This window comes from Sphingomonas astragali (genome assembly GCF_051400615.1).
GTDB lineage: Bacteria > Pseudomonadota > Alphaproteobacteria > Sphingomonadales > Sphingomonadaceae > Sphingomonas.
Window position 1 is genome coordinate 1628442 of the sequence record NZ_JBLFFH010000001.1, and the last position, 22296, is coordinate 1650737.

The 22296-nt window shown below is 68.9% G+C and carries 11 protein-coding genes; 3 read left to right on the plus strand and 8 right to left on the minus strand.

The window, feature by feature from the left end:
- Positions 1 to 3: 3 nt before the first annotated feature.
- The 3 genes from ACMGER_RS07890 to ACMGER_RS07900 form a co-directional block, all read right to left on the minus strand.
- Positions 4 to 1212, minus strand: a complete 1209-nt coding sequence (locus ACMGER_RS07890) for a rhamnogalacturonan acetylesterase (RefSeq protein WP_436811529.1) — start codon at positions 1210 to 1212, stop codon at positions 4 to 6.
- Positions 1212 to 3101: a rhamnogalacturonan lyase gene (locus ACMGER_RS07895; protein ID WP_436811530.1), complete on the minus strand. Its 1890-nt coding sequence runs from the start codon at positions 3099 to 3101 to the stop codon at positions 1212 to 1214. Before ACMGER_RS07895 ends, ACMGER_RS07890 begins: the two co-directional genes overlap by 1 nt.
- Before the next feature lie 68 nt (positions 3102 to 3169).
- The gene (locus ACMGER_RS07900; RefSeq protein WP_436811531.1) at positions 3170 to 4720 is read right to left on the minus strand and encodes an alpha-N-arabinofuranosidase; all 1551 of its coding nucleotides are present in this window, start codon (positions 4718 to 4720) and stop codon (positions 3170 to 3172) included.
- A 211-nt stretch (positions 4721 to 4931) separates the two neighbouring features.
- Between ACMGER_RS07900 and ACMGER_RS07905 the strand changes: the two genes are divergently transcribed.
- Positions 4932 to 8015, plus strand: a complete 3084-nt coding sequence (locus ACMGER_RS07905; protein WP_436811532.1) for a DUF4982 domain-containing protein — start codon at positions 4932 to 4934, stop codon at positions 8013 to 8015.
- 13 nt (positions 8016 to 8028) lie between these two features.
- On the opposite strand, the gene ACMGER_RS07910 is transcribed toward ACMGER_RS07905, so the two are convergent.
- The 5 genes from ACMGER_RS07910 to ACMGER_RS07930 all read right to left on the minus strand — a co-directional run bounded on the left by ACMGER_RS07910 (position 8029) and on the right by ACMGER_RS07930 (position 20206).
- Positions 8029 to 10479 (minus strand): glycosyl hydrolase 115 family protein, encoded by a 2451-nt coding sequence (locus tag ACMGER_RS07910; RefSeq protein WP_436811533.1) that lies wholly within the window; start codon positions 10477 to 10479, stop codon positions 8029 to 8031.
- Positions 10476 to 12821 carry a glycoside hydrolase family 2 TIM barrel-domain containing protein gene (locus ACMGER_RS07915; RefSeq protein ID WP_436811534.1) on the minus strand — a complete coding sequence of 782 codons (2346 nt, stop codon included), beginning with the start codon at positions 12819 to 12821 and terminating at the stop codon, positions 10476 to 10478. Before ACMGER_RS07915 ends, ACMGER_RS07910 begins: the two co-directional genes overlap by 4 nt.
- A gap of 10 nt (positions 12822 to 12831) precedes the next feature.
- Positions 12832 to 14067, minus strand: coding sequence for a glycosyl hydrolase 53 family protein (locus ACMGER_RS07920; protein WP_436811535.1), 1236 nt, complete (start codon positions 14065 to 14067; stop codon positions 12832 to 12834).
- Between the two features lie 70 nt (positions 14068 to 14137).
- Positions 14138 to 17119, minus strand: coding sequence for a TonB-dependent receptor (locus tag ACMGER_RS07925; RefSeq protein WP_436811536.1), 2982 nt, complete (start codon positions 17117 to 17119; stop codon positions 14138 to 14140).
- A gap of 201 nt (positions 17120 to 17320) precedes the next feature.
- Positions 17321 to 20206 (minus strand): glycoside hydrolase family 35 protein, encoded by a 2886-nt coding sequence (locus tag ACMGER_RS07930; protein ID WP_436811537.1) that lies wholly within the window; start codon positions 20204 to 20206, stop codon positions 17321 to 17323.
- 388 nt (positions 20207 to 20594) lie between these two features.
- On the opposite strand from ACMGER_RS07930, the gene ACMGER_RS07935 reads away from it, so the two are divergent.
- Both ACMGER_RS07935 and ACMGER_RS07940 read left to right on the plus strand, forming a co-directional pair.
- Positions 20595 to 21260, plus strand: a complete 666-nt coding sequence (locus tag ACMGER_RS07935) for a cell cycle transcriptional regulator TrcR (protein ID WP_436811706.1) — start codon at positions 20595 to 20597, stop codon at positions 21258 to 21260.
- A gap of 124 nt (positions 21261 to 21384) precedes the next feature.
- Entirely contained in the window at positions 21385 to 22257 is an 873-nt protein-coding gene (locus ACMGER_RS07940) for a dienelactone hydrolase family protein (protein WP_436811538.1), read from the plus strand.
- Positions 22258 to 22296: the final 39 nt, after the last annotated feature.

A 22296-nucleotide genomic window follows, 5' to 3' on the forward strand; every position in this document is an offset into this window, starting at 1 on the left:
GCGTCAACTTCCGGCGGGGCGGACCGAGCTGCTGGCGATGCTCGGCGCGATGGCGATCGTGTCGAGCGCCGGCGGATGCGCCGGATCGAAGCGGCGCGCCTCCGGCCGCAAGTGCTCGGCGAGGTCCGGCACCGTGTCCGCGATACCCGACGCGACGGCGCGCGCAAGCAGCCACGCACCCTTGTTGTCGTGGTGCGTCCTGTCCTTGCCGCCGTCGTTGAACAGCCGCGGCGCCTGGTCCGGTCCGAACGCCTGGTAGAGCGCGATCGTCGCGGACTGGAGGTCGATCAGCGGCACCTGCTCCTCGCGCGCGACCCGGCGCATCGCCTCGGCATAGTCTGCGAGCGTCGGGCGGATGTGGCCCTGCTCGAAGTTGCGGCGCTCGGGCGAGGTCACCAGCACCGGATGCGCGCCGCGCCGCCGCGCCTCGGCGATGTAGGTGCGGAGCCAGGCGGGATAGGTGATCCGCGGATCGACATAGGTCTGCGGCCACTCCGCCTTCTGGTCGTTGTGGCCGAACTGGATCAGCAGCCAATCGCCCGGCTTCACCTGCGACAGCAGCTTGTCGAACCTCAGTTCGGTGACGAACGACTTCAGCGTCTCGCCCGACTCCGCGTGGTTCGCGACGGCGATGTCGGAGCCGAACAGCGCCGGCAGCATCTGCCCCCAACTGGCCGCGGGTTCGGCGCGCTGGTCGGTGACGGTGGAATCGCCGGCGAGGAACACCGTCGGCGCGGCCGCGGGCTCGATGTCGATGGTGGCGACGCGCGGGTCGTCGAGGAACTCGAGCGTGAGCTTGTCGTCCCAGCTGTAGCTGCCCGCCTCGCGCGGCTTGAGCCGCACCGCGGTGCCGCCCGGCGCATTGGCGGGTGGCGAGGCGAGTGTGGGGACGCGGACGTTCACCACGAAGCTTGCCGTGACGTACTGGCCGGGCCGCGTGGTGATATCGCGCAGCATCAGCCGGCGCGCTTCCGCCTTCACCGTGGTGCGGGAAGCGGCACGGCGGTCGCCGAAGCGCACCGTTACGCGATAATTGCCCTCCGGCACCGCCGCCGAGAAGAGGAACTCGCGCCCGCGGCGCTCGGGCTCATAGCCGAAGCCGCCCGGCTGGTACGGCTTGTCCGCCGCGACGACGACGCGGCCGGCTTCGGACCTTGCGCCGGGCCGCAGATCGAAATGCAGCGCGGCCATCAGCATCGCGCTCAGCAGCATCAACGCGCACCAAGGAAATAGGAGAGGTGCGGCGGCTGGTTGTAGGCGGTATTCTGCCAAGCGACGTCGAGACGGTAGACCGGATCGTGCATCAGCGTGACGATACGCTCGGTCGTGGGAATGGGCGTGGTGTAGATGCGCATCTCGCGGCTGCCGGCGCTGGGCAGCACCAGCTCCTCGCGCCAGTCGCCGAGGATGTCGGCCGACAGCGCCGGATTCCGCTTCGTGCCGTTGTTCGAGACCGTGCCGGGCGGGTCGAGCGACAGCGTCTCGGCGCCGTTCGTCCAGTTCCATTTGGTGATCCGGTTGCCGTCGAGCAGCTCGCGCAGGCGGTCGCCGTCCCACCAGATGCCGAAGTTCGCCGCGCGCGGATGCCCCCCGGGGATAACCTGTCCCTTCGCGTCGTAGAGGTCGGGCGAGTTGGAGGCCCAAGCCTCGGCGCCGGGATGGCGCGGATCGATGTCGATGGCGATGCCGCGGCCGGTGTCCCGGTCGGCCGGCGTCGACCAGAGGATGGCGCCGGTGCGCGCATCGAGCATGGCGGCGCCGCGATCGCCGCTCATCCGCATATTCTCGTGCACGCCGAACTTCTCGAGGCCGGGATGGCCGGGATCGAGGTCGGAGACGTGCATCGCGTCGCCGTGGCCGAGCCCCGACGACCAGAGCCCCTTGCCGTCATCATCGATCACCATCGAGCCATAGAAGACCTCGTCGCGCCCGTCGCCGTCGACATCGGCGACGGAAAGCTGGTGGTTGCCCTGGCCGGCGAATTTCTCGTTGCCGGGCGCCGCGCTGTCGAACAGCCAGCGGCGTACGAGCTTGCCGCCGCGATAGTCCCAGGCGGCGACCGTCGAGCGCGTGTAGTAACCGCGCCCGAACACGAGGCTCGGCCGGTGCCCGTCGAGATAGGCGACGCCGGCCAGGTAGCGTTCGGACCGGTTGCCGTAGCCGTCCCCCCAGGTCTCGGCCATCTGCTCGTAGGTCGGCTTATCGGTCCGCGGATCGCGCGGCGGGGCATAGGGCCGAGTGGCGAGCGCGCGGCCGGTGCGGCCGTCGAACACGGTGAGATACTCGGGTCCGGCGAGGATGCGGCCCTTGAGGCTCGCCACCTTGCGCCCGTCGGGCAGCACGGTCGAGCCGGTACGGTCGGGCACGTCGATCCGGTGCTCGCCGCTGCGCCAGTCCTTCGACGCGTCGCCGATCGCCTTGCCGGTGCCGTCGACCGTGCCGTCCGCGGTCTTCATCGCGATCTCGGCGCGGCCGTCGCCGTCGAGGTCGTAGACCATGAACTGCGTATAATGCGCGCCCGAGCGGATGTTGCGGCCGAGATCGATCCGCCACAGCCGCTTGCCGTCGAGGGTATAGGCGTCGACCAGCGTCTCGCCGGTATAGCCGGAGAAGGCATTGTCCTTGGCGATCGTCGGATACCATTTGACGATCAGCTCGTACCGGCCGTCGCCATCGAGGTCGCCGACCGAGGCGTCGTTGGCGGCGTAACCGTAGCTCTCACCGTCGGGCGTGGTGCGGTCGGCAGGCTTGTCGAGCGGGACGGCGAGATAGCCTCCGGCCCAAGGCATGACCGTCGCACCCGGCTTCGCGCCGGCGACAGCCACGGCATAGCGCGAGGCGCGGGAGCCGGTCCTGTCGAGCACGCTCGTCGCCTGGGCGCTCGAGACCTCCGCGATCGGCCTGCCGTCGCGATAGAGGGTGAAGCGCGTGCTCTTGGCATCGCTGCCGAGCAGCCGCCACGAGACATGGTTGCCCTCGGGCGCGGGAACGGCGACCAGCCCACGGTCGAGCGTCTCGACCTGTCGCCCGGCGAGCATCGGGGCCTTCTGCGCGAACGCAGGGCCCGCCGCGGCCAGCACCGCCAGCATCAAACCACGCATCCAACCTCCTTCGGAGAGCGTCAGAGCGGGCCGCGTCCTTCCGGATCGCGGCCCGCCGCCCCCTTTTCTCAACGAAGCATCAGCACCACGACCGAGGCAGGCGGCAGCGTCGCGGTCAGCGTGTCGCCGGCGACGCTCGCGCCGGTAAAGGCGGCCGGCTTGACCGTCTCGGGCGCGTCGAAGCTGTTGTGCGCCTGGATCGCGCCGGTGAGGACGCGCCCCTCGACCGTGCCTGCGGTCGCGCCGGCCAGCCGGGCACTGACGGACGCCGGTCGGTTCGGATCGACGTTGACCAGCGCGACATGAACCAGGCCGTCGGCCCCGCGCGCGGCGGTCACGCTGACCGAAGGCGCCACCCACTGCTCCTTGTTGTACCAGGGCGACTTGAGCTCGACCGGAAGCAAGGTCGCGTCCTGGAAGGGGCGGTACATCTCGAAGACGTGGTAGGTGGGCGTCAGCACCATCTTCGGCCCGTCGGTCAGGATCATCGCCTGCAGCACGTTCACCATCTGCGCGATGTTGGCCATGCGCACCCGGTCGGCGTGGCGGGTGAAGATGTTGATGTTGAGCGCCGCGACGATCGCGTCGCGCATCGTGTTCTGCTGGTAGAGGAAGCCCGGATTGGTGCCCGGCTCGACGTCGTACCAGGTGCCCCATTCGTCGACGGCGAGGTTCACGCGCTTCTGCGGATCATATTTGTCCATGATCGCCGAATGCTTGGTGACCAGTTCCTCCATCTGGAGCGTCTTCGAGATCGTGCGGGCGTATGCCTCCTCGTCAAACTGCGTGGCCGAGCCCTTCTGCTTCCAGCTGCCGGGCACGGTGTAGTAATGGACGCCGATGCCGTCGAAGCTCTTGCCGGCCTCGCGCATCATCACTTCGGTCCAGTTGTAGTCGAACGAGTTGGCCCCGCTGGCGATCTTGAGCGTCGTGGTGCCCTGCGGCACCTTGATGAAGGTGGCGTAGCGGCGGGTGAGGTCGGCGGCATATTCCGGGCGCATGTTGCCGCCGCAGCCCCAGAGCTCGTTGCCGATGCCGAACATCGGCAGCTTCCACGGCGCCTTGCGGCCGTTCCGCGCGCGCTCCTCGGCCAGGCTGCCGGCCGGCGCGGTCATATATTCGACCCACTCGGCCATTTCCTGCGGCGTGCCGTTGCCGACGTTGCCCGACACATAGGCCTCGGCGCCGATCAGCTCGGCGAAGTCCATGAACTCATGCGTACCGAAGCTGTTGGGCTCGGTGACGCCGCCCCAATGGGTGTTGACCTTGACCGGGCGCTTGGCCCGCGGGCCGATACCCTCGCGCCAGTGATATTCGTCGGCGAAGCAGCCGCCGGGCCAGCGCACCACGGGCACGTGCAGGGCCTTCAGCGCCGCGAGCACGTCGTCGCGATAGCCTCGGGTGTTCGGGATCTTCGCGTCCGGGCCCACCCAGATCCCGCCGTAGATGCCGGAGCCGAGATGCTCGGCGAACTGGCTGAAGATGCGGCGGTCGATCCTAGGGCCGGGCGTGTCGGCGCGGATAGTCGCCGTGGCGGCCGGCGCTTGCTGCGCGGAAGCCCCGGACCAGGGGAGGATTGCGGTCGTGGTAAGCGCGGCGGCGATCAGCAGGGTGCGCATGACGCTGCGCCCAACGTCCCTCGACGGAACTTGGAAACAGGAACGACGGTCCATCTTTCCCCTCTCTGTTGCATCCGCCCTGCCGATCGTTTTACGTCAGCGGGTCTCATTTTTTGTTATTACGTCTCACTATGTATGAGCTAATCGCATAACGTCGCAAGCGTTAATTGGTCCGGCGAGGCGCACAAGCGCGACCTTCGGGGGGGTGGACATGGGTGGGATCAATGCGTTCGGAGTCGCTGCCGCGCTGTCGTTGGTCATCGTCGCCGCACCGGCGCCGGCAGCCGCCCATGACGCCTCCACCGCGGTCCGATCGGATCGGCGCACCTACAATCTCAATCCCGGCTGGCGGAGCGTGACGGGCGACCAGCCGGAGGCACAGCACACGGACTTCGACGACAGCAGCTGGAGCACGGTCACGCTGCCCAATGCCTTCAACGAGAAGGAAGCCTTTGCCCGCGATATCAAGGACCTGTCGACCGGCATCACCTGGTATCGCAAGCGTTTCACTCTCCGCGAGGGACGATCGCCCGGCAAAGCTTTCCTCGAGTTCGAAGGCGTCCGCCAGGCGGCCGAGGTCTGGGTCAACGGCCGCCCCGTCGCGCTGTCGGAGAACGGCGCGATGGCGTTCGGCGCGGATATCACCGGGGCGCTCAAGCCCGGCGAGAACCTCATCGCCGTGCGCGTCGACAACGACTGGAAGTACAGGGAACGCGCGACCGGCAGCGGCTTCCAGTGGAACAACAGCAATTTCAACGTGAACTATGGTGGCATCACCAGGAACGTACGCCTCCATCTCACCGGATCGCTCTACCAGACGCTGCCGCTCCACGCCGGCCTCGGCACCACCGGCCAATATGTATGGGCGGACGACTTCGACCTGCCGCGGCGCGCGGCGACGATCCACGCCGAGAGCGAGGTCCGCAACGAAGGTCCCGCCCCTCGGCGCGTTGCGTATCGCGTCGAGGTCCGCGACCTCGCCGGCAAGCTGGTCGGCCGCTTCGACGGCGGCGGCGCGACGATTGCCTCCGGCGAGACGCGGACACTCGCCGCTGCCGGTCGCCTGTCGGGCCTCAACTTCTGGAGCTGGGGCTATGGCTATCTCTACACGGTGACGACCAGCCTGGCCGAGGACGGCCGGGTCGTCGACGCGGTCGATACCCGTACGGGTTTCCGCCAGACGCGCTTCGCGGACGGCATGGTCACGCTCAACGGCCGCGTGATCCACATGCACGGCTATGCCCAGCGCAGCTCCAACGAATGGCCGGCGGTCGGCGTGTCGGTGGCGCCGTGGGTCAGCGATTTCTCCAATGCGCTGATGGTCGAGAGCGGGGGCAACCTCGTGCGCTGGATGCACATCACGCCGTCGAAGCAGGACATCGAATCCGCCGATCGCGTCGGGCTGATCCAGGCGATGCCGGCCGGGGACGCCGAGAGCGACACGACCGGCCGCCGCTGGGAGCAGCGCAAGGAGCTGATGACCGACGCGATCGTCTACAACCGCAACAACCCATCGATCCTGTTCTACGAAGGCGGCAACGAGACCATCAGCGAAGGCCATATGGCGGAGCTGAAGGCGATCCGCGACCGCTACGACCCGCACGGCGGCCGCGCGATCGGCTCGCGCGAGATGCTGGACAGCCGCGTCGCCGAGTACGGCGGCGAGATGCTCTACATCAACAAGAGCGCGGGCAAGCCGGTCTGGGCGATGGAATACAGCCGAGACGAGGGCGCGCGGCTCTACCAGGACGAGTTCACGCCGCCGTTCCACAAGGATTCGCCCGACTACAACCGCAACCAGGACAGCCACGCCGCGGAGGACGTGCGGCGCTGGTGGGACTATTATCGCGTGCGTCCCGGCACGGGCCGGCGGGTGAGCGCGGGCGGCGCCAACATCATCTTCTCCGACAGCAACACCCATTTCCGCGGCGACAACAACTATCGCCGCTCGGGCGAGGTCGATGCGGTGCGGCTGCCCAAGGAAGGCTTCTGGGCGCATCGGGTGATGTGGAACGGCTGGGTCGATCCCGAGACGCCCGCGACCCATGTCGTCGGGCACTGGAACTACGCCCCCGGCACGGTCAAGGACGAGATGGTCGTCTCCAATGGTGAGAACGTGGAGCTGTTCCTGAACGGCCGCTCGCTCGGCAAGGGGCGGCGCAGCAGCGGTTTCCTGTTCACCTGGCCGAAGGTCCGGTGGCGGCCGGGCGTCCTGCGCGCGGTCGCGACGCACGCGGACGGCCGTCGCTCCGAGCACCGGATCGAGACCACCGGCACACCGGCGGCGCTGCGCCTTGAGCCGCATCTTTCGCCGCGCGGCTTCGTGATGGACGGCGCCGACATCGCGCTGGTCGACGTCGAGGTGATCGATGCGAAGGGCCGGCGCGTACCGATCGCCAACGACAAGGTCCATTTCGCGCTGGAAGGCCCTGCGGAATGGCGCGGTGGCATCGCCCAAGGCGATTCGTCGGGCAAGCCGCGAATGGCCGCTGTCGAGGCGCCTGTGCCGGGGACCGTGCAGGCGCCGCAGAAGGACGGCGTCACCCATTATCCCGGCACCGCGCGCAGCGAGGACAATTACATCCTCTCGCGCGACCTTCCGGTCGAGGCGGGCGTCAATCGCATCCTGCTGCGGGCCGGCACCCGGCCCGGCGTGGTGAGGCTGACCGCGACGGCGCCGGGGCTCAAGGGCGCGACGCTGACGATCCCGGCGAAGCTGCCGGCACCGGCGGTCGGCGGGCTGTCGACCGACTTCCCGGAAAGCCACCAGCCGGGCCGGCTCACCCGCGGCCCGACCCCCGCCGGCCCGTCCTATCGCGCTACGCGCACCACCTTCACGCCGTTGGAGATCGTCGCGGGCTCGAACCAGCAGGACGTGGCCAAGACCGTCGACGACAACGAGCTGTCGCACTGGGCGAGCGACGGCCGGCCGGAGTCGGCCTGGATCGAGTATCGCTTCGACACGCCGGTGACGCTGAGCGAGGTCGAGCTCAAGCTGGTCGGCTGGCGCTCGCGTGGCTATCCGCTGGAGATCAGCCTGGACGGAAGCAAGATCTGGTCCGGCGAGACCGAACGCACGCTGGGCTATGCGGTCCAGTCCTTTCCCGAGACGACGGGACGCGTGTTGCGCATCACGCAGATGGGAGCGACCGTCGACCGCGACGCCTTCGGCAAGATCGTGGAGCTCAATTCGGCCCGCGCCGCGGGGGATACCGGCGCCGACGCGGTAGCCCCGGGCTGGCGGCTCGGGATCGTCGAGGCCGAGTTCCATGGCCCGGCGCCCGCACGGGATTAGATCGGCGGGATATTCATGGCGCCGGAACCGGATCGAAGCGGATACGGTCGAGGATGACGCCCGGGCCGTCCAACGCCACCGAAAGACGGTGGTCGCCGCCGGACAGAGGCTCCGGCAGCACCAGATCGATCCGATTGTCGAGCACGGCTCGCGCCCAGGCGGCATCGCCCGTCCGCCGCTCGGCCGCGAGCCTGACGGGCTGACCTGCGTCGACTGAAAGGGCGAGGCCGAACGGCTCTTTCTCGCCGTTCGGATAGGTCGGCAGCACCTCGACGACGGCTCGCCAGCGGCCGGGCGGCAGGGTCACGGTATAGGCGAGCCGAGTGGGCCGGACAGCGGTGACGGCCGCGCCGTCCCGACCGAGTCCGTCGACGACACGCCAGCCGGCCGGTGTCCCCTCGGCCGCATCCGCCTCGATCGCGAGGCGGGATGGAGGCGCAAGACGATGCGGCGGCTCCACATCGGCGGGCAGGGCAGCGGGCGCCGGCAGGACCGGTGGCGTGATGCGGAAGCGGCGCCATTGGCCGTCGGCCGGCTCGACCGCGATGATGCCGCGCCATTTGCCGCCCGCGACCTGCTCGTTGTAGTGGCGGGTGAGCTCGGCGAGGGCGGTGTCGGCCGCGCGTGCCGCGGCACCACGGCGGCCGGCTTCCGCCGGATCGGTGTCGCGCAGGCGGTCGTGCGCCTCCGCCTCGAGCACACGCGCGTTGGCGAGCGCCGACGCGGTGACCGGATATTCGACCAGCTCGAAGAAGGCATTCCGGCGATCGGGCACGATCCGGGCCGCGAGCATCCGCACGCGCTCCGTCAGCCGCTCGAACGCGGTAAGCCGCATATCGGCGTCGGCCGGGTCCAGCGGACTCGGGCGCGGCACCTCGCCGGGCAGCCACCATTGGAGATGCTCCGGGCGCCGCGCGAAGTTCAGCCGGTGATATTCGGCCATGATGCCGGCGATCTCGGCCGCGACATCGCGCCCGATCGTCTCGCCGGCCCAGCCGGCAACCTCGGCGTCGATTGGCCGTGCGCGCGTGCCCGGCACGTCCCAGGCGAGGCGGAGGAAATAGTCGGTCGCCAGCTCCGCGGGCTTGAGGTCGCCGACGTTGGCCACCCACATCGTCCGCGCGCCGAGGTCGAAGGCACGTCCCAGCTCCTCGCGGATCAGTGCCGGAGGCGTGGTCGAAAGCCACAGATAGGATAGCGGCGCGCCGAGATAGGAAAGGTGGTAATAGACGCCGGACCCGCCGCTCCGCCGCCGCTCGGCCGCGTCGGGGAAGTGGCGGATGTAGCCGAAATTGTCGTCCGGCCACATCAGCGTCACGTCGTCGGGCACGGCGAGCCCGCCGCGATAGAGATTCAGCACCTCCTTGTAGGGCGTGAACACCTGCGGCACGCGCGCCACATCGCGGTCGACGTGGCGGCGCAGCATCGCGCGCTGGTCGGCGAAGATACGCTCGAGGAGGCGGCGGCGCTCGGCATCGGTGGCAGGGCCCATCATACCGCTGTCGTGGATGCCGCGCATTCCGAGCGTCCAGACATTCTCGTAACGCGCGTTGGCCTGCACCCGCTCGCGCCAGTAGCGGGCAACGCCCTCCGGATTGGCGGCGTAATTATAGGTTTCGGCGGGGCCCTTCCATTCGCCGACATTGTTGCGCAGCATCGGCTCGGCATGGCTCGATCCCATCACGATCGCATAACGGTCGGCGAGCCGGGCATTGGCGGGATCGGCATTGAAGGGGCGGGTGACCTTGTGCATCGCCGGCCATAGGAGATTCGCCTTGAGCCGCAGCATCAGCTCGAACAGGCGAGCGTAGGTCTTGGGACCGATCGTGCCGTGCTCGGGCTCAAAGGTGCGCGCCGCCCAGGGCTCAAGGCCCCAGTCCTCGTCGTTGAGGAAGATACCGCGATATTTGACCGACGGTGGGCCGAAACGGCTCGCGCCCGGTGCGGCGCGGATCACGGGATGATGCTCCGGCGTCACGTCCGCCCACCAGTGCCAGGGCGAGACGCCGATCGCGCGCGACAGCTCGTAGGCGCCGTAGGCGGTGCCGCGGCGGTCGCTGCCGACGATCACCAGCGCGGCCGGCACGCCGGGAGCGGGCCGTTCGACGACGGCGATGACGAAGCTCTCCCATGCGCCGCGCAGCCGGGCGACGTCGATCGCTCCTCCTTTCGCAAGGCGATCGATCGCGGGATAACGGCCGAGCGTGCCGAGCCAGATCTCGGCCCCGTTGTTTCCGCGCGCGCCGCTGACGCGCTCCAGGTCGCGGCGGAGGTCGGCGGCGGCGATGCGGACCACCTCGTGATCGCGCGGCGAGGTCACCACGTGGGCGATGCCGCGCGCGTCCGCCAGCACGGGACCCGGCCCTGTCGCATCGAAGCGCACCAGCGGCGCGGCGCGAGCCGGCGCCCAGGCGAACGCGGCGAGCAGCAGCACTCCCGCGAGAAGGCGCCGGATCGCGTTCATCGCGCCGCCGCTATCGTCGCGCTTGCCGACCTCAATCCCGACGCGGTGGCGCTGACGCGGATCATATCGGCACCGTCGGCGAGCCGCACCATCACCAGCGCCTGGCCTTCGTGGACGTTGCGGGCCGGGCTGGCGAAGGGCGTGTGATCGGTGTTGCTGCCATTGTCGAACGCGGCGAGGCTTCCGCCCGACACCGCGACGGTGACCGGCGTCGCCGCGTCGGGCACGAGCGTTCCGGCGCTGTCCACCACCTCGACCCGCACGAAGCCGACCGCATCGAAGCCGTGGCCCAGCCGGCGGGTTTCCGGAACCAGCCGGATCGCGGCAGGTGCTCCGGCGGTGTGGAGCGCCTCCTCGCCGAGCTTGCGGCGGCCGTCCCAGCCGATCGCGCGGATCGTGCCGGGGGCATAGTCGACCTGCCATTGCCGTGCGCTGCCGTCGGCGGGGCGCGGCTTCCGCCCGAGCGAGCGGCCGTTCAGGACCAGCTCGACCTCGGGAGCATTGCTGTAGACCTCGACCGTCTCGCGATGCGGCATACGGTCGACGGGCGACCAGTCGGCGAGCGCGCCCGCCCCCTTGGGTTGCGGCATGGCGACGCCGACCATGATGGGCAGCTCGCTGGTGTCGATCACCGGCGTGATGCGGCGGGCGATCTTCACCACCGGCGCCGCCGACCACCAGCTCGCGCGCTCCCAGCCGATCGGCTTCACCCGGTCGGTGCGGTCGACGAGGCCCGCAGGATTGCCGATCGCGGGCCAGCCGGCGCGATCGGCCTCGCCCAGATAGTCGGCGCCGGTCCACAGGAACATGCCCGCATAGGCCGGATCGTCGCGGACCACGAGCCAGCTTCCCCGGTTCTTGCTGTTCTCAGTGCCGATGATCCGGCGGCTCGGCTTGTCGGCGTGGGCCCTGGCGAGCTCGGTCTCGCGATAGTTCTGGCCGATCACGTCGAGCAGGTCGGCGGTGCCGTTCTCGTAATCGTGCGTGGTGTTGGGGCGGAACAGCGCCATGGTGACGGGGCGGCTCGGGTCCTCCTCGTGGAAAATCGCCTTCAGGCGCCGGATGATCGACTGGGCGACAAGCGGATAGGTCGTGTCGTGGATCTCGTTGCCGATCGACCAGATCGCGATCGACGGATGGTTGCGGTCGCGCCGGACGAAGGCGCGGGCGTCGATGGACGACCAATCGGTGAAGAACAGGTGATAGTCCTGCGGGGACTTGGCGACGGTCCACATGTCAAACGCCTCGTCCATCACGATCAGGCCGAGCCGGTCGCATAGGTCGAGGAACTCGGGCGCGAAGGGATGATGCGCGGTGCGGATCGCGTTGGCGCCGAGCGCCTTCAACCTGCTTAGGCGGCGTTCGTAGAAGGACAGCGGCACCGCCATGCCGAACGCGCCGCCGTCGGCATGGATCGCCGCGCCCTTGAGCTTGATGTTGCGGCCGTTCAGCCAAAAGCCGGTCGCCGCCTCGAAACGCATGTCGCGGATGCCGAAGGGGACGCGCTCTACGTCGAGCAGCGTCCCGTCGCTCCCGACCACGTGGACGCGGGCCAGATACATGGCGGGATCGTCGATGTCCCAGCGGCGCGGGGTCGTCACCTCGGTTTCGGCAGCGAGCTCGACGGTGCGGCCGGCCGGGAGCGGCCCGGGCGGGGTGCTCGCACGGGCGACGGTGCGGCCGGTCGGGTCGACGATCTCGACGAAGAGGCGCGCCGAGCGGTCGTCGCTCGCCTGGTTGGCCACCGCCACCTTGATCGCGACGGTCGCGCGCTGCGGATCGACGTGCGGCGTCGTGACGGCGATCCCGTCGGTATCGGCATGGACGTCGCCGGTCGTGATCAGCCGGACATGGCGGTAGATGCCGCCGCCGGCATACCAGCGCGAGGCGGGCTGGGCGCTGGTGTCGGCGCGGACTGCGACGACATTGTCGCCGGGCCGCAGGGCCTCGGTGATCTCGTAGCGGAAGCGCGCATAGCCGTTCGGCCGATGCCCGACGTGCCGGCCGTTCACCCACACGCCCGAGCGCTCCATCACGCCGTCGAACTCGATGAAGACGCGCTTGCCTTCCGGACGGGTGAAGTGCTTGCGGTACCAGACGACGCCGGTCGGCAGCCAGCCGCCCGAGCCGGTGGCGGGGGCGTTGCGGTCGAACGGGCCGGCGATCGCCCAGTCGTGCGGCAGGTCGACCGGCACCCAGCCCGTGTCGGCGTAGGCCGGCTGCTCGGCACCGTCCACGTCGCCGCGGTGGAAGCGCCAGCCCTGGTCGAAGCCAATCCGCTCGCCCGCGAGCGCGGGATAGGCGAGGAGCAGCAGCGCAAGGAAAAGCCCGAACGTCTTCATGCCGCGCCCCTCATCTCAGGCCATAGTCCTTCGCCATGTGGCGATATTCGTCGAGCCACGCATTCGCCCGATAATCGCCGCCGCGGCCGAGGCGCGGAAGAGAAGGGACTGGCGGCGCGGCGGCGGCGGCGAGACCTCCGGGCGCCTCGGCGCCGTTCAGCCCCTGGGAGAGCAGGTCCGGCTTGGGCCCGCCGCCGGCGTTGCGGCCGTCAAGGTCGAACACCGCCTCCTGGTGCCGGGTCGGTTCCCAGATGAACGTCCCCCAGCCGCGCCGCCCCGGCAGCGCATGGACCAGATCGTTGATAGAGCGCTTGCGGCTCGAATATTCGGCGACGAGCAGGCCCTTGTCGGGATAGCGCCGTACGAAATTGCGGAAGGTCCGCTCCCAGTCGCCCTGCGCCAGCTGCTGGTAGCAGGAGAGGCCGATCACGTCGAAGTCGACGTCGCGGGCGACGAGGGCGTCGGTCCATTCGCGCACGATCGGCCAGTGCCGGCCGAGGTGGTTGTGGAGCTGGATCAGCACGGCGGGCTCGGCCGTCCTGGCACCGGCGATCCCCGCGCGCAGCAGCAGCGCCAGCGCGTCGAAACCGCCGACCGTTCCCACGTTCCGGTGATTGGCGTCGGTGACCGGATTGCCTGTCGGCGTCGCGAGCCGCACCCGACCATGGGGCCAGAGCATCCCGAAGGTGATCTCGTTGCCGATCACCGCCATGTCGACCGGCGCGCCGCCCGCACGCATCGCGCGGAGGCTGTCGCGGACATGCGCCTCCACCGCGCCGGCCAGCCGGCTGAGGTCAAGCCCGCGCCACACGGCGGGGACTCCCTGGTGTTCGGGGTCGGCCCAGGTGTCGGAGAAGTGGAAGCTGAGCGCCAGCCCCATGCCAGCCGCCTTGATCCGCCGCCCGAGCTCGACCGTGCGCGCGAGCCCGCCCCATGCCCGGTCCGGCGCCCGCGCCGAATAGCCGCGGGCAGGGTCGACGAACATGCGCAGCCGGATCCAGTTGAAGCCGGCATCCTCGAGGATCTCGACCGGATCGCGCTGGACCCCGCCGACGAAATAACGCGCGCCTGCCGCCTCGTCCTCGGCGATCCACGAGATGTCGGCGCCGAGCATGTACGGCCCGGGCCGCGCGCCGTCCCTTCGCCACGCGGCGAGGAGCGGCGCGGGCAAGGCGGACAGCGCGAGCAGGCCCAGGGCCTCGCGTCGGCAAAGCCGCATCGCGCGGGCTGGCTTGTCTGCGTTCATGCCTACCTCGCGACGAAAAATCGGCCGCCGATCCCGCGGGAGCCGGCGGCCGAGTTGAGGAGGTGGTGCATCAGAAGCGGACGTTCACGCCGGCGCTGACGGTGCGTCCGATCCTGGTTTCGAACAGCGTGTCCTGGCGGGTGCTGTCGATGTAGAGCCGGTTCTGCTCGTCGGTCAGGTTCTGCGCCTCGACGATCAGCTTGATGTTGTCGGTGACGTTGTAGGAGGCGGAGGCGTCGACATAGAGCGTCGGCGCATTGCCCTGGATGTCGCTGCCCTGCGACGCCGGAAGGCCGCGGATGAACCGGTCGCGCCAGTTCACCGTGCCGCGGATGCTGAACTTCCTGTCCTCGTAATAGAGCGTGCCCGACGCGGTGTTCTTCGACAGGCCGACCAGGTCGTCCGTCGTGCTGACGGTGCACTCGCCGGCGGTGCTGGCGAGGCAATAGTCGATGGTCGAGACGACATAAGTGTAATTGGCCAACGCGCCGAAATTGCGGAGGAAGCCTGGGAGGAAGGTGAACGGCACCTGCGCGTTGAGCTCCACGCCCTTCAGCGGCCCACCCGGGGTGTTGAATGGCTGGGAGATGTTGAACAGCTCGGTCGGGGCGGTGTTGCTCCCTTCCAGCAGGGCGTCCGGCAATCCCAGCTGGTTGAACGGGATCTGGCTGTTGATGTTCTGGATGAAGCTCTTGATGTCCTTGTAGAAGAAGGCGACCGAGAGCAGCGAGCCGGGCCGGAAGTACCACTCCACCGCCGCGTCGAAGGTATTGGCGCGGATAGGGTCGAGGAACGGATTGTTGATGTTGCCGACGCGGGTGACCGCATTGACGCCGCTGGTCGGTGCGAGCAGGCCGAGCTCTGGCCGTGCCATCACCTTGGCGCCGGACAGGCGGATCAGCAGATTGTCCATCGGCTCGATGACGATGTTGGCCGACGGCAGCCAGTCGTCATAGCCGGTGGATGCGGTCGCATATTGCCCGACCAGATTGGTCGGGGACGTGATGCCGGCGGGCGGGGCGACCTGGATATAGCCCGACGAGCGCATGTCGGTCTTGACGTAGCGCACGCCGACATCGCCGCGCAGGCCAATGCCCAGCCGGTCGCCGAGATCGAAGGTGCCCATGACATAGGCACTCTTGATCTCTTCGTTCACGCGGGTGTCGACGCCGCCGCATTCGGCCCCGCAATAGCGGACGCTGTCGAAGTCGAACGTCTCCGCCCAGCGATCGGCATCGATCGCCGCCCAGCTCGCCGGCGCGCCATGGCCCCACAGATCGTCCAGCCCGGTGATCTGGCGCGTGATGCTGGCGAGGCTGGTCCCGGCGGGCAATGCGTGCACGGTCAGGTCCGCGCTGTAGGGGCGCAGCGAGACCAGGTGGAATCGGCTTTCGCGATACTGGCCGCCGACCCTGACGGCGAAGGCGTCGCTCACCGTCCACTTGAGGTTGACCTCGCCGGTGAAATTGTCGGTCGTGTTCTTCTGCGGCCTGCCCTGGAAGCTGAACCCGCCGAGCACGGTGCCGTCGGCGGGGCTTGGAGCGTAGATGAAGGCGTTGGGATCCGAGACGTCGAAGCCGAAGCCGATCGTCGGTACGGTGCCGCCGCCGCGATAGTCGATCGAGAAATTGTCGCTGTCGATCACGTCCATGAAGGTCTGGAGGCGCTCCTTGCCGTCCCAGACCGACCGGTTGAGGCCGAAGACGCCGCTGATCTCGAGCGAGTCGTTGAGGCGGCGCTTGAAGTTGAGGTTGGCCTGCTTGAACGTCGACACGAAATGGTCGACCAGCCCTTCGGAGCGGACGTCGACGCCGTCGAACAGGCCGTAGACGAGCGAGCCGTTCTGGTCGAACTCGACGTCGCGCACCGACACCATCGGCTGGCCGTTGTTCGAGATCGAGCGCGCGAAGGACAGGCCGGCGATATAGTCGTCGCGGCGCGTCACCTCGAAGCGCGAATAGAGCAGGTCGAGCGAGATGTCGGTGGCGTCGTCGGGCTTGAACTGCAGCGTCAGCGTGCCGCCGATGCGTTCCTGGTCCTGCTCGGAATTCACATAGCGCGGGATGCGCGGGAAGAAGGCGCCGCTGCCCGGCGTGTTCGGGGCATCCGCCCGGCGCAGGTCCTGGATCGTCTGATAGGCCTCGACCGAGCCGGTGCGCGGGTTGCCGGTGCTGCACATGGTGGGCGTGACGCCGCGGATCGTCGTGTCGGTGCCGCGCGAGCCGTCGTTGCCCGGGTTCTGTGGCGAGTAGCCGATCGGCGAGCAGAAGCCGCCGTTGACGTTGGCGGGCAGCAGGTCGACCGCCGAATAGCCGACCTCGCGGAGGTTGCGCTTCTGATAGGCGGCCGAGGCGAGAATACCGAAGCCGCTGTCGCCGAACTGCTTCGACACCAGCATCGACACGCGCGGATCGACCTTCTTCGACAGCTCGTTCCACACGCCGCGCGCGGTTGCCGAGAACACGAACGGCTTGCCGGTGTCGAACGGCTTGGGCGCGGTGAGGTCGACGGTGGCGCCGAGCGAACCTTCCTCGACGTCCGCAGACGGCGTCTTGCGCACCGTCAGGGCGGAGAAGATCTCGGTCGGGAAGACGTTGAAGTCGAAGCTGCGCCCGCTGTTGCCCGCGCCGAAGATGTCGGAGCCGCCGGTCTGCGACGTTCCCTCCATGCCGTTGATCCGCACCCGGGTGAACTGCGCGCCGAGGCCGCGCACCGAGATGTTGCGCCCCTCGCCGCCATCGCCGCGGGCGAGCGCCACGCCGGGAATGCGCTGCATCGATTCGGCGAGGTTCGAATCGGGGAACTTGCCGATGTCCTCGGCCAGGATGCTGTCGACGGCGGCGGTCTCCTGCCGCTTCTCGGCGAGCGCGGTGCTGAGCGAGGCGCGGAAGCCGGTGACGACGATGTCCTCTTCCTGCGCGGGGGCAGTCGCCTGGTCCGCCGGAGCCGTGGTCTGCGCGATGGCAGACGAGGCCATCAGCATCAGTGTAAGCGCCGCAGCGGATACGCTCGGCCGCAGGTGCGAGGACGACGGGAATGATTTCGACAGCATTTCTCTCTCCCTGTGGCTCGCCTCTTTGGGCAAATTATCTTAAAATATGAGAATAGTATTCATACTATAAGTCATAACAGCCGGCCTGGCTAGATGGCGCGAGCAGGCGAGACCTGCTGCCGCGACTATTCGGGAGGACGATGGCGGCCCAACGCCGCCGCCGCCGGCGACAGCTGCGGTGCCGAGCTGACCTTCGGCCGGCTATCTGAGCTCCGACGGGCGCGAGGGCGCCGCGACCATATGGACGGGAATGCCGCCCTTGACGTTGCGCAGCGTCACCAGCCGAACCGTTTCCAGCGCATTGCCGGGCTTGCCGTCCGAGGTGACCGCCAGCGCGATATGGTTGCGGCCGCGGTGGTTGAGGATGCCCTCGGGGACCGGGAAGGTCCGCTGCGGGCCGACATGGGCGATGAACTGGCCCATGTTCCACCCGTTCACGAACAGCAGCGTGCGATAGTCGACCGGCGAGCGCGGCCTGGCAGGATCGCCGAGCTGGATCGCGATCGTGGCGTCCTGGCCCTCGGGCACGTCGAGGGTGAATTCGGTCCGGTACCAGCTGGTGCCGGGCTGCGTTTCGGCGGCCGGCAGCGTCGCCGTCGTCCAGGCGCTGTCGTCGAAGCCCGGCAGGTGCCAGCCGACGCGCTCGCCGTAGAGGCCGCCGTTGTTGGCGACGCCGCGGACCGGATCGGCCAGCACCTCGCCGCCGCGGCGGCCCTGGATCCTCCACGCGATCGGCACGGCGAAGCTCGGCCCCGTCCGCGGCTCGATCGAGACCGAGATCAGGCCGCGCGCCTCCTTGTGGAAGTCGTCGGCGTCGAGATCCCAATTGTGGCCGTTGTTGCGGACCATCACCGAGAGCACATGCTCGCCGGGCGCACGCGCCACCTCGGGCAGCGCGAGCTCCGCGACGCCGGTGGTGATCGGCCGCGGCAGACCGCCGGGTGTCTCGTCCTGGCCGATGAACCTGCCGTCGAGGAAGACCTGCACCAGCCCCGAACCGCCCGCGCCGTAATGGAGCCGGATGCGTTCGGCATTCGAGCTGCCGGCGAAGCGGCCGCGATACCAGACGTCGCCCTCGTGGAAGCCGTAGGCGTCCATCAGCATGTTGGGCTGGCCATCGGGCCGGGCGGTGATGCTGGCATAGGGTCGGTTGTCGATCGCCTGCCAGCCGCCGTCGTCGAAATCGGGCGCCGCCTCGGGGGTCCTGGACTTCACCTTCCAGCTGGCGAGCGCCGGCAGGGCGAAGTCGGCCGGCCCGGCGAGCGGCCGCGTCGTTCTGCGGCTGCCGGCGGTGCCATCCGTCAGCCCTAGGCGCGCACCGTTCCAGGTGACGGTGCGCAGCCGCGCCGGCGCCCACAGTTCGAAAGGTGTTGCGGCGGCGGTGTCGCCGGTGAGCGCCAGCGTCGATCCCTGCGCCACGGCGGTGCGGACCAGCGCCGGCCCGCGCACCAGCACCGGCCCCGCCGCGGTGTCGTGGCGCCAGAACCGCGCGCCGCCCGCCTCGTCGGTCAGCAGCAGGGTGAGCGGCCGCCGCCCGCCGCCGTCGATGCGCAGGCGGGCGAGGCCGACATGGGCATAGTCGAGCACCAGGTCGCCCCTGGCGGCGTCGAAGCGGTGGCGGACGTCGCCCTCGGTCACCGTCACCGTCGGCGCGGCGGCATAGCGCAGCGCGGTCTCGCCGCGCTCGCCGGTCCGGCCATAGAGCAGCATCAGGTCGCCGCCATCCTGCCGCATCGCCGCCTGCAGCTCGGAGGTGGAATAGACCAGCCGCTGTCCGCCGAGGCTCACCCCCGCCACCAGCCACTTCGCGTCGAAGCCGTCGAGCCGCATCGGCTCCGACTGCGGAAAGCTGTAGCGGCCGTCGGGCAGGTCGGCGGTGATAGTGAAGCGGTCGTCGGTCGCGGCGTTGGACGGCCGGTGCGTCACCATCAGGAAGCGCGCGTCGCTCTCCGGGCTGCGATTGTGATAGACTTGGATATTGGGTGAGGAAGCAGTCGCCGGCCCGGCCGGGACCATGCCGGCGAGGTCGGGGACCGAGGCGATCAGACCGGCGAGCTGCTTCAGCTCCTCGGCCTTGGGACGAAGCGCACGCGTCTCCGAGATGGCGGCGCCGTAATCATAGCTGGTGAAGACGACGGGCGCGGCCAGCCAGCCCCAGCTCGTTCCGCCGAAGCCCATATAGAAGCTCTGGATGTCGATGCCGTTGGCGAGGTTGGTGCCGTAGAACACGCGCTGGAACCGCCTGCCGCGCTGGATGGCGTTGCACTCGTAGCCGCCGTTCGATCCCCAATAGTCGAACCAGCCGCCGCCGAACTCCGCGAGGAAACCCGGCGTGTCGGGGGAGGCGGAGGCGCCGCCCTTCGCCCCGCCGGGGCCGTAGAAGCCCCAGTCGGGCGCCGCCGATTCCCGGGTCGGCCGGCCGGCGACGGTGCAGGTGCCGCCGGGATAGCCGTCGAAAGCGTAGAGGTCGTTCGGCCCCTTCACCACGTTCGGCACGGTCGAGCTTTCCGGCACCCAATAGCCGTTGCGGCCCTGATCGTTATGGAAAATGGGGACGGTGATGCCGTCGGCGCGCGCCTTGGTGTAGAGATGATCCATGTAGCGCCGCTGCGCCGGCGTGGTCAGCGCCAGCTCGTTCTCGATCTGGTGCAGGATCACGGTGCCGTGATGGCCCTTGCCGTCGCCGTTGATCTGGTGGCGCGCGATGATCGCGTTCACCTGGGTCAGCCACTCGTCGGCGGCGGCGAGATAGGCGGGATCGTCGGTGCGCGCCCGCCCGCGCTGGTTGACCAGCCAGCCGGGGAAGCCGCCGCGCGTCAACTCCGCATTCACATAAGGCCCGGCGCGGGTGATGACGTAGAGCCCTTCCTCCTCCGCCATCGTCAGCGCCCGCTCGACGTCGCGGATGCCGGTGAAGTCGTACACGCCCTGTTTCGGGCTATGATAGCCCCAGTCGAAATAGAGCGCGACGGTGTTGAACCCGCTCGCCTTCATCTTCTGGAGCACGTCGCGCCACAGGTCGGGGCTCGGCAGGCGGAACGGGTGGAACTCGCTCGACCAGATCACCAGCCGCTTGCCGTCGATCATCAGCGAGCGCGCATCATAGGAGACGCGGCCGAAGGTCTTGACCGGCGCGGCGGGATTCTCGGCCTGGCGGGCGGTCCTGTGCCGATGCCGCGTGCGGTAGCAACGCCGCGGCGAGCAGTAGGGCGGGCGGCCTCAACCGTAGCTTCAAGGCATCAATCACCACACCGCCTCTCCATTTTCATCATGTGGTTTAGATATGCAAAATATGGCTATCGTGGGAGAGCATCTCCGTCAAACGATGTCGTCCGCCGCATTGGAGCGCGCCTCTTGCGAGAGGCCCGCGCTTGCCATTCCGGCCCATGCGGATTAAGTCACACGCCACGACACGGCCGCTCCGCGAGGGGCGGCCCTTATTGTTTCCGGAGGATTTTTCGTGGCCCAGCCGCTGATGCCGCACGCGACCGCTTCCTGGCTGGTCGACAACACTTCGCTCTCGTTCGAGCAGATCGCCGAATTCTGCGGCCTCCATATCCTGGAGGTGCAGGCGATCGCCGACGATACCGCTTCTGCCAAGCTCACCGGCCGCGATCCGGTGCGTGCGCACGAACTCACCATGGAGGAGATCGAGAAGGGTCAGAACGACCCCGACTATCGCCTCAAGATGCAGAAGGGGCCGGAGCAGATCCGCCGTACCAAGGGCCCGCGCTATACCCCTGTTTCCAAGCGCCAGGACAAGCCCGACGGCATCGCCTGGATCATCCGCAACCATCCGGAGATCTCGGACGGCGCGATCGGCAAGCTGATCGGCACCACCCGCAACACCATCGCCGCGATCCGCGACCGCACGCATTGGAACATCGCCAACATCGTGCCCAAGGACCCGGTAACGCTGGGCCTATGCTCGCAGCGCGAGCTCGACGCGCTGGTCGCCAAGGCTGCCAAGGCGGCGGGCCTCGAGGCGCCGACCGACGAGCGGCTCGCGGGCGACCGCGAGGCGCTGATCGAACAGCTCCGCGCCGAGCGCGACCAGGCCGCACGCGATGCCGAGATCGCCGCGGGCGAGGGCGACGAGGCCCCGGTCGAGCATACCGCCGAGACGCTGTTCAAGCAGTAGGCTTCTCCCTTAGCCCCTCCCCTGAGGGGGAGGGGCTAAGGCCCCGCGTGACCTGAACCCTCCGGAACGATAAGCTCCCCCGACGACGGCCGCCGATTCCCGGCCGAGCGGAAAGGAGCCCCGGATGTGCGACGAACTGACCGCCGACGACAATAGCCGCCTGCTGGCGAGCGACGTGCTTACCCGCCGTCGCTTCGGCGTCATGACCGGCGCCGCCGGCCTTTCGCTGCTGCTTCCGCTGCCAGCCAACGCCAAGGAGGTCGCCGGCCGGGACGTCACCGTCGACACCCCCGATGGCAAGGCCGACGCCTATTTCGTCGCGCCGACCGGCGGCAAGCATCCCGGTGTGCTGATATGGCCGGACATCATGGGCTTGCGCCCGGCCTTCCGCCAGATGGCGGATCGGCTCGCGCAGTCGGGCTATGCCGTGCTGACCGTCAACCAGTTCTACCGCTCGACCAAGGCGCCGTTCCTCGCCCCCGGCGAGTCGTTCGACCAGCCGGCGGTGCGGGAGCGGATCGGGCCCTGGCGTGCGAAACTGACTTCCGACGCCGTCGTCGGCGACGGCAAGGCCTTCATCGCCTTCCTCGACGCGCAGCCGGAGGTCGACGCCAGACGCGGTCTGGCATCCACCGGCTATTGCATGGGCGGCCCGATGGTGCTCCGCACCGCCGCCGCGGTTTCCGACCGCGTGCGGGCGGGGGCCTCCTTCCACGGCGCCGCGCTTGTCACCGACGCGTCCGACAGCCCGCACCTGCTGGTCCCGCGCCTCAAGGGTAGCTACCTGTTCGCGATCGCCGAGAACGACGACCAGCGCTCGCCGACCGACAAGGACAAGTTGCGCGAGGCCTTCACCGCCGCCAAGGTTCCCGCCGAGATCGAGGTCTATGCCGGCGCGATGCACGGCTGGTGCCCGCCCGACAGCCGGGTCTACAACCAGGCGCAAGCCGAGAAGGCCTGGGCGCGGATGCTGGCGCTGTTCGGAACGGCGCTCTGACGACTGAGGAATTGGTCAGAGGTTTCAACGAGAAGGAGA

What these genes read in the sequence shown, in the direction of transcription:
- ACMGER_RS07890 (WP_436811529.1), bottom strand. Translation starts at nt 1,212, where the DNA reads ATGCTGCTGAGCGCGATGCTGATGGCCGCGCTGCATTTCGATCTGCGG.
- ACMGER_RS07895 (WP_436811530.1), bottom strand. Translation starts at nt 3,101, where the DNA reads ATGCGTGGTTTGATGCTGGCGGTGCTGGCCGCGGCGGGCCCTGCGTTC.
- ACMGER_RS07900 (WP_436811531.1), bottom strand. Translation starts at nt 4,720, where the DNA reads ATGCGCACCCTGCTGATCGCCGCCGCGCTTACCACGACCGCAATCCTC.
- ACMGER_RS07905 (WP_436811532.1), top strand. Translation starts at nt 4,932, where the DNA reads ATGGGTGGGATCAATGCGTTCGGAGTCGCTGCCGCGCTGTCGTTGGTC.
- ACMGER_RS07910 (WP_436811533.1), bottom strand. Translation starts at nt 10,479, where the DNA reads ATGAACGCGATCCGGCGCCTTCTCGCGGGAGTGCTGCTGCTCGCCGCG.
- ACMGER_RS07915 (WP_436811534.1), bottom strand. Translation starts at nt 12,821, where the DNA reads ATGAAGACGTTCGGGCTTTTCCTTGCGCTGCTGCTCCTCGCCTATCCC.
- ACMGER_RS07920 (WP_436811535.1), bottom strand. Translation starts at nt 14,067, where the DNA reads ATGAACGCAGACAAGCCAGCCCGCGCGATGCGGCTTTGCCGACGCGAG.
- ACMGER_RS07925 (WP_436811536.1), bottom strand. Translation starts at nt 17,119, where the DNA reads ATGCTGTCGAAATCATTCCCGTCGTCCTCGCACCTGCGGCCGAGCGTA.
- ACMGER_RS07930 (WP_436811537.1), bottom strand. Translation starts at nt 20,206, where the DNA reads ATGATCGACGGCAAGCGGCTGGTGATCTGGTCGAGCGAGTTCCACCCG.
- ACMGER_RS07935 (WP_436811706.1), top strand. Translation starts at nt 20,595, where the DNA reads ATGCCGCACGCGACCGCTTCCTGGCTGGTCGACAACACTTCGCTCTCG.
- ACMGER_RS07940 (WP_436811538.1), top strand. Translation starts at nt 21,385, where the DNA reads ATGTGCGACGAACTGACCGCCGACGACAATAGCCGCCTGCTGGCGAGC.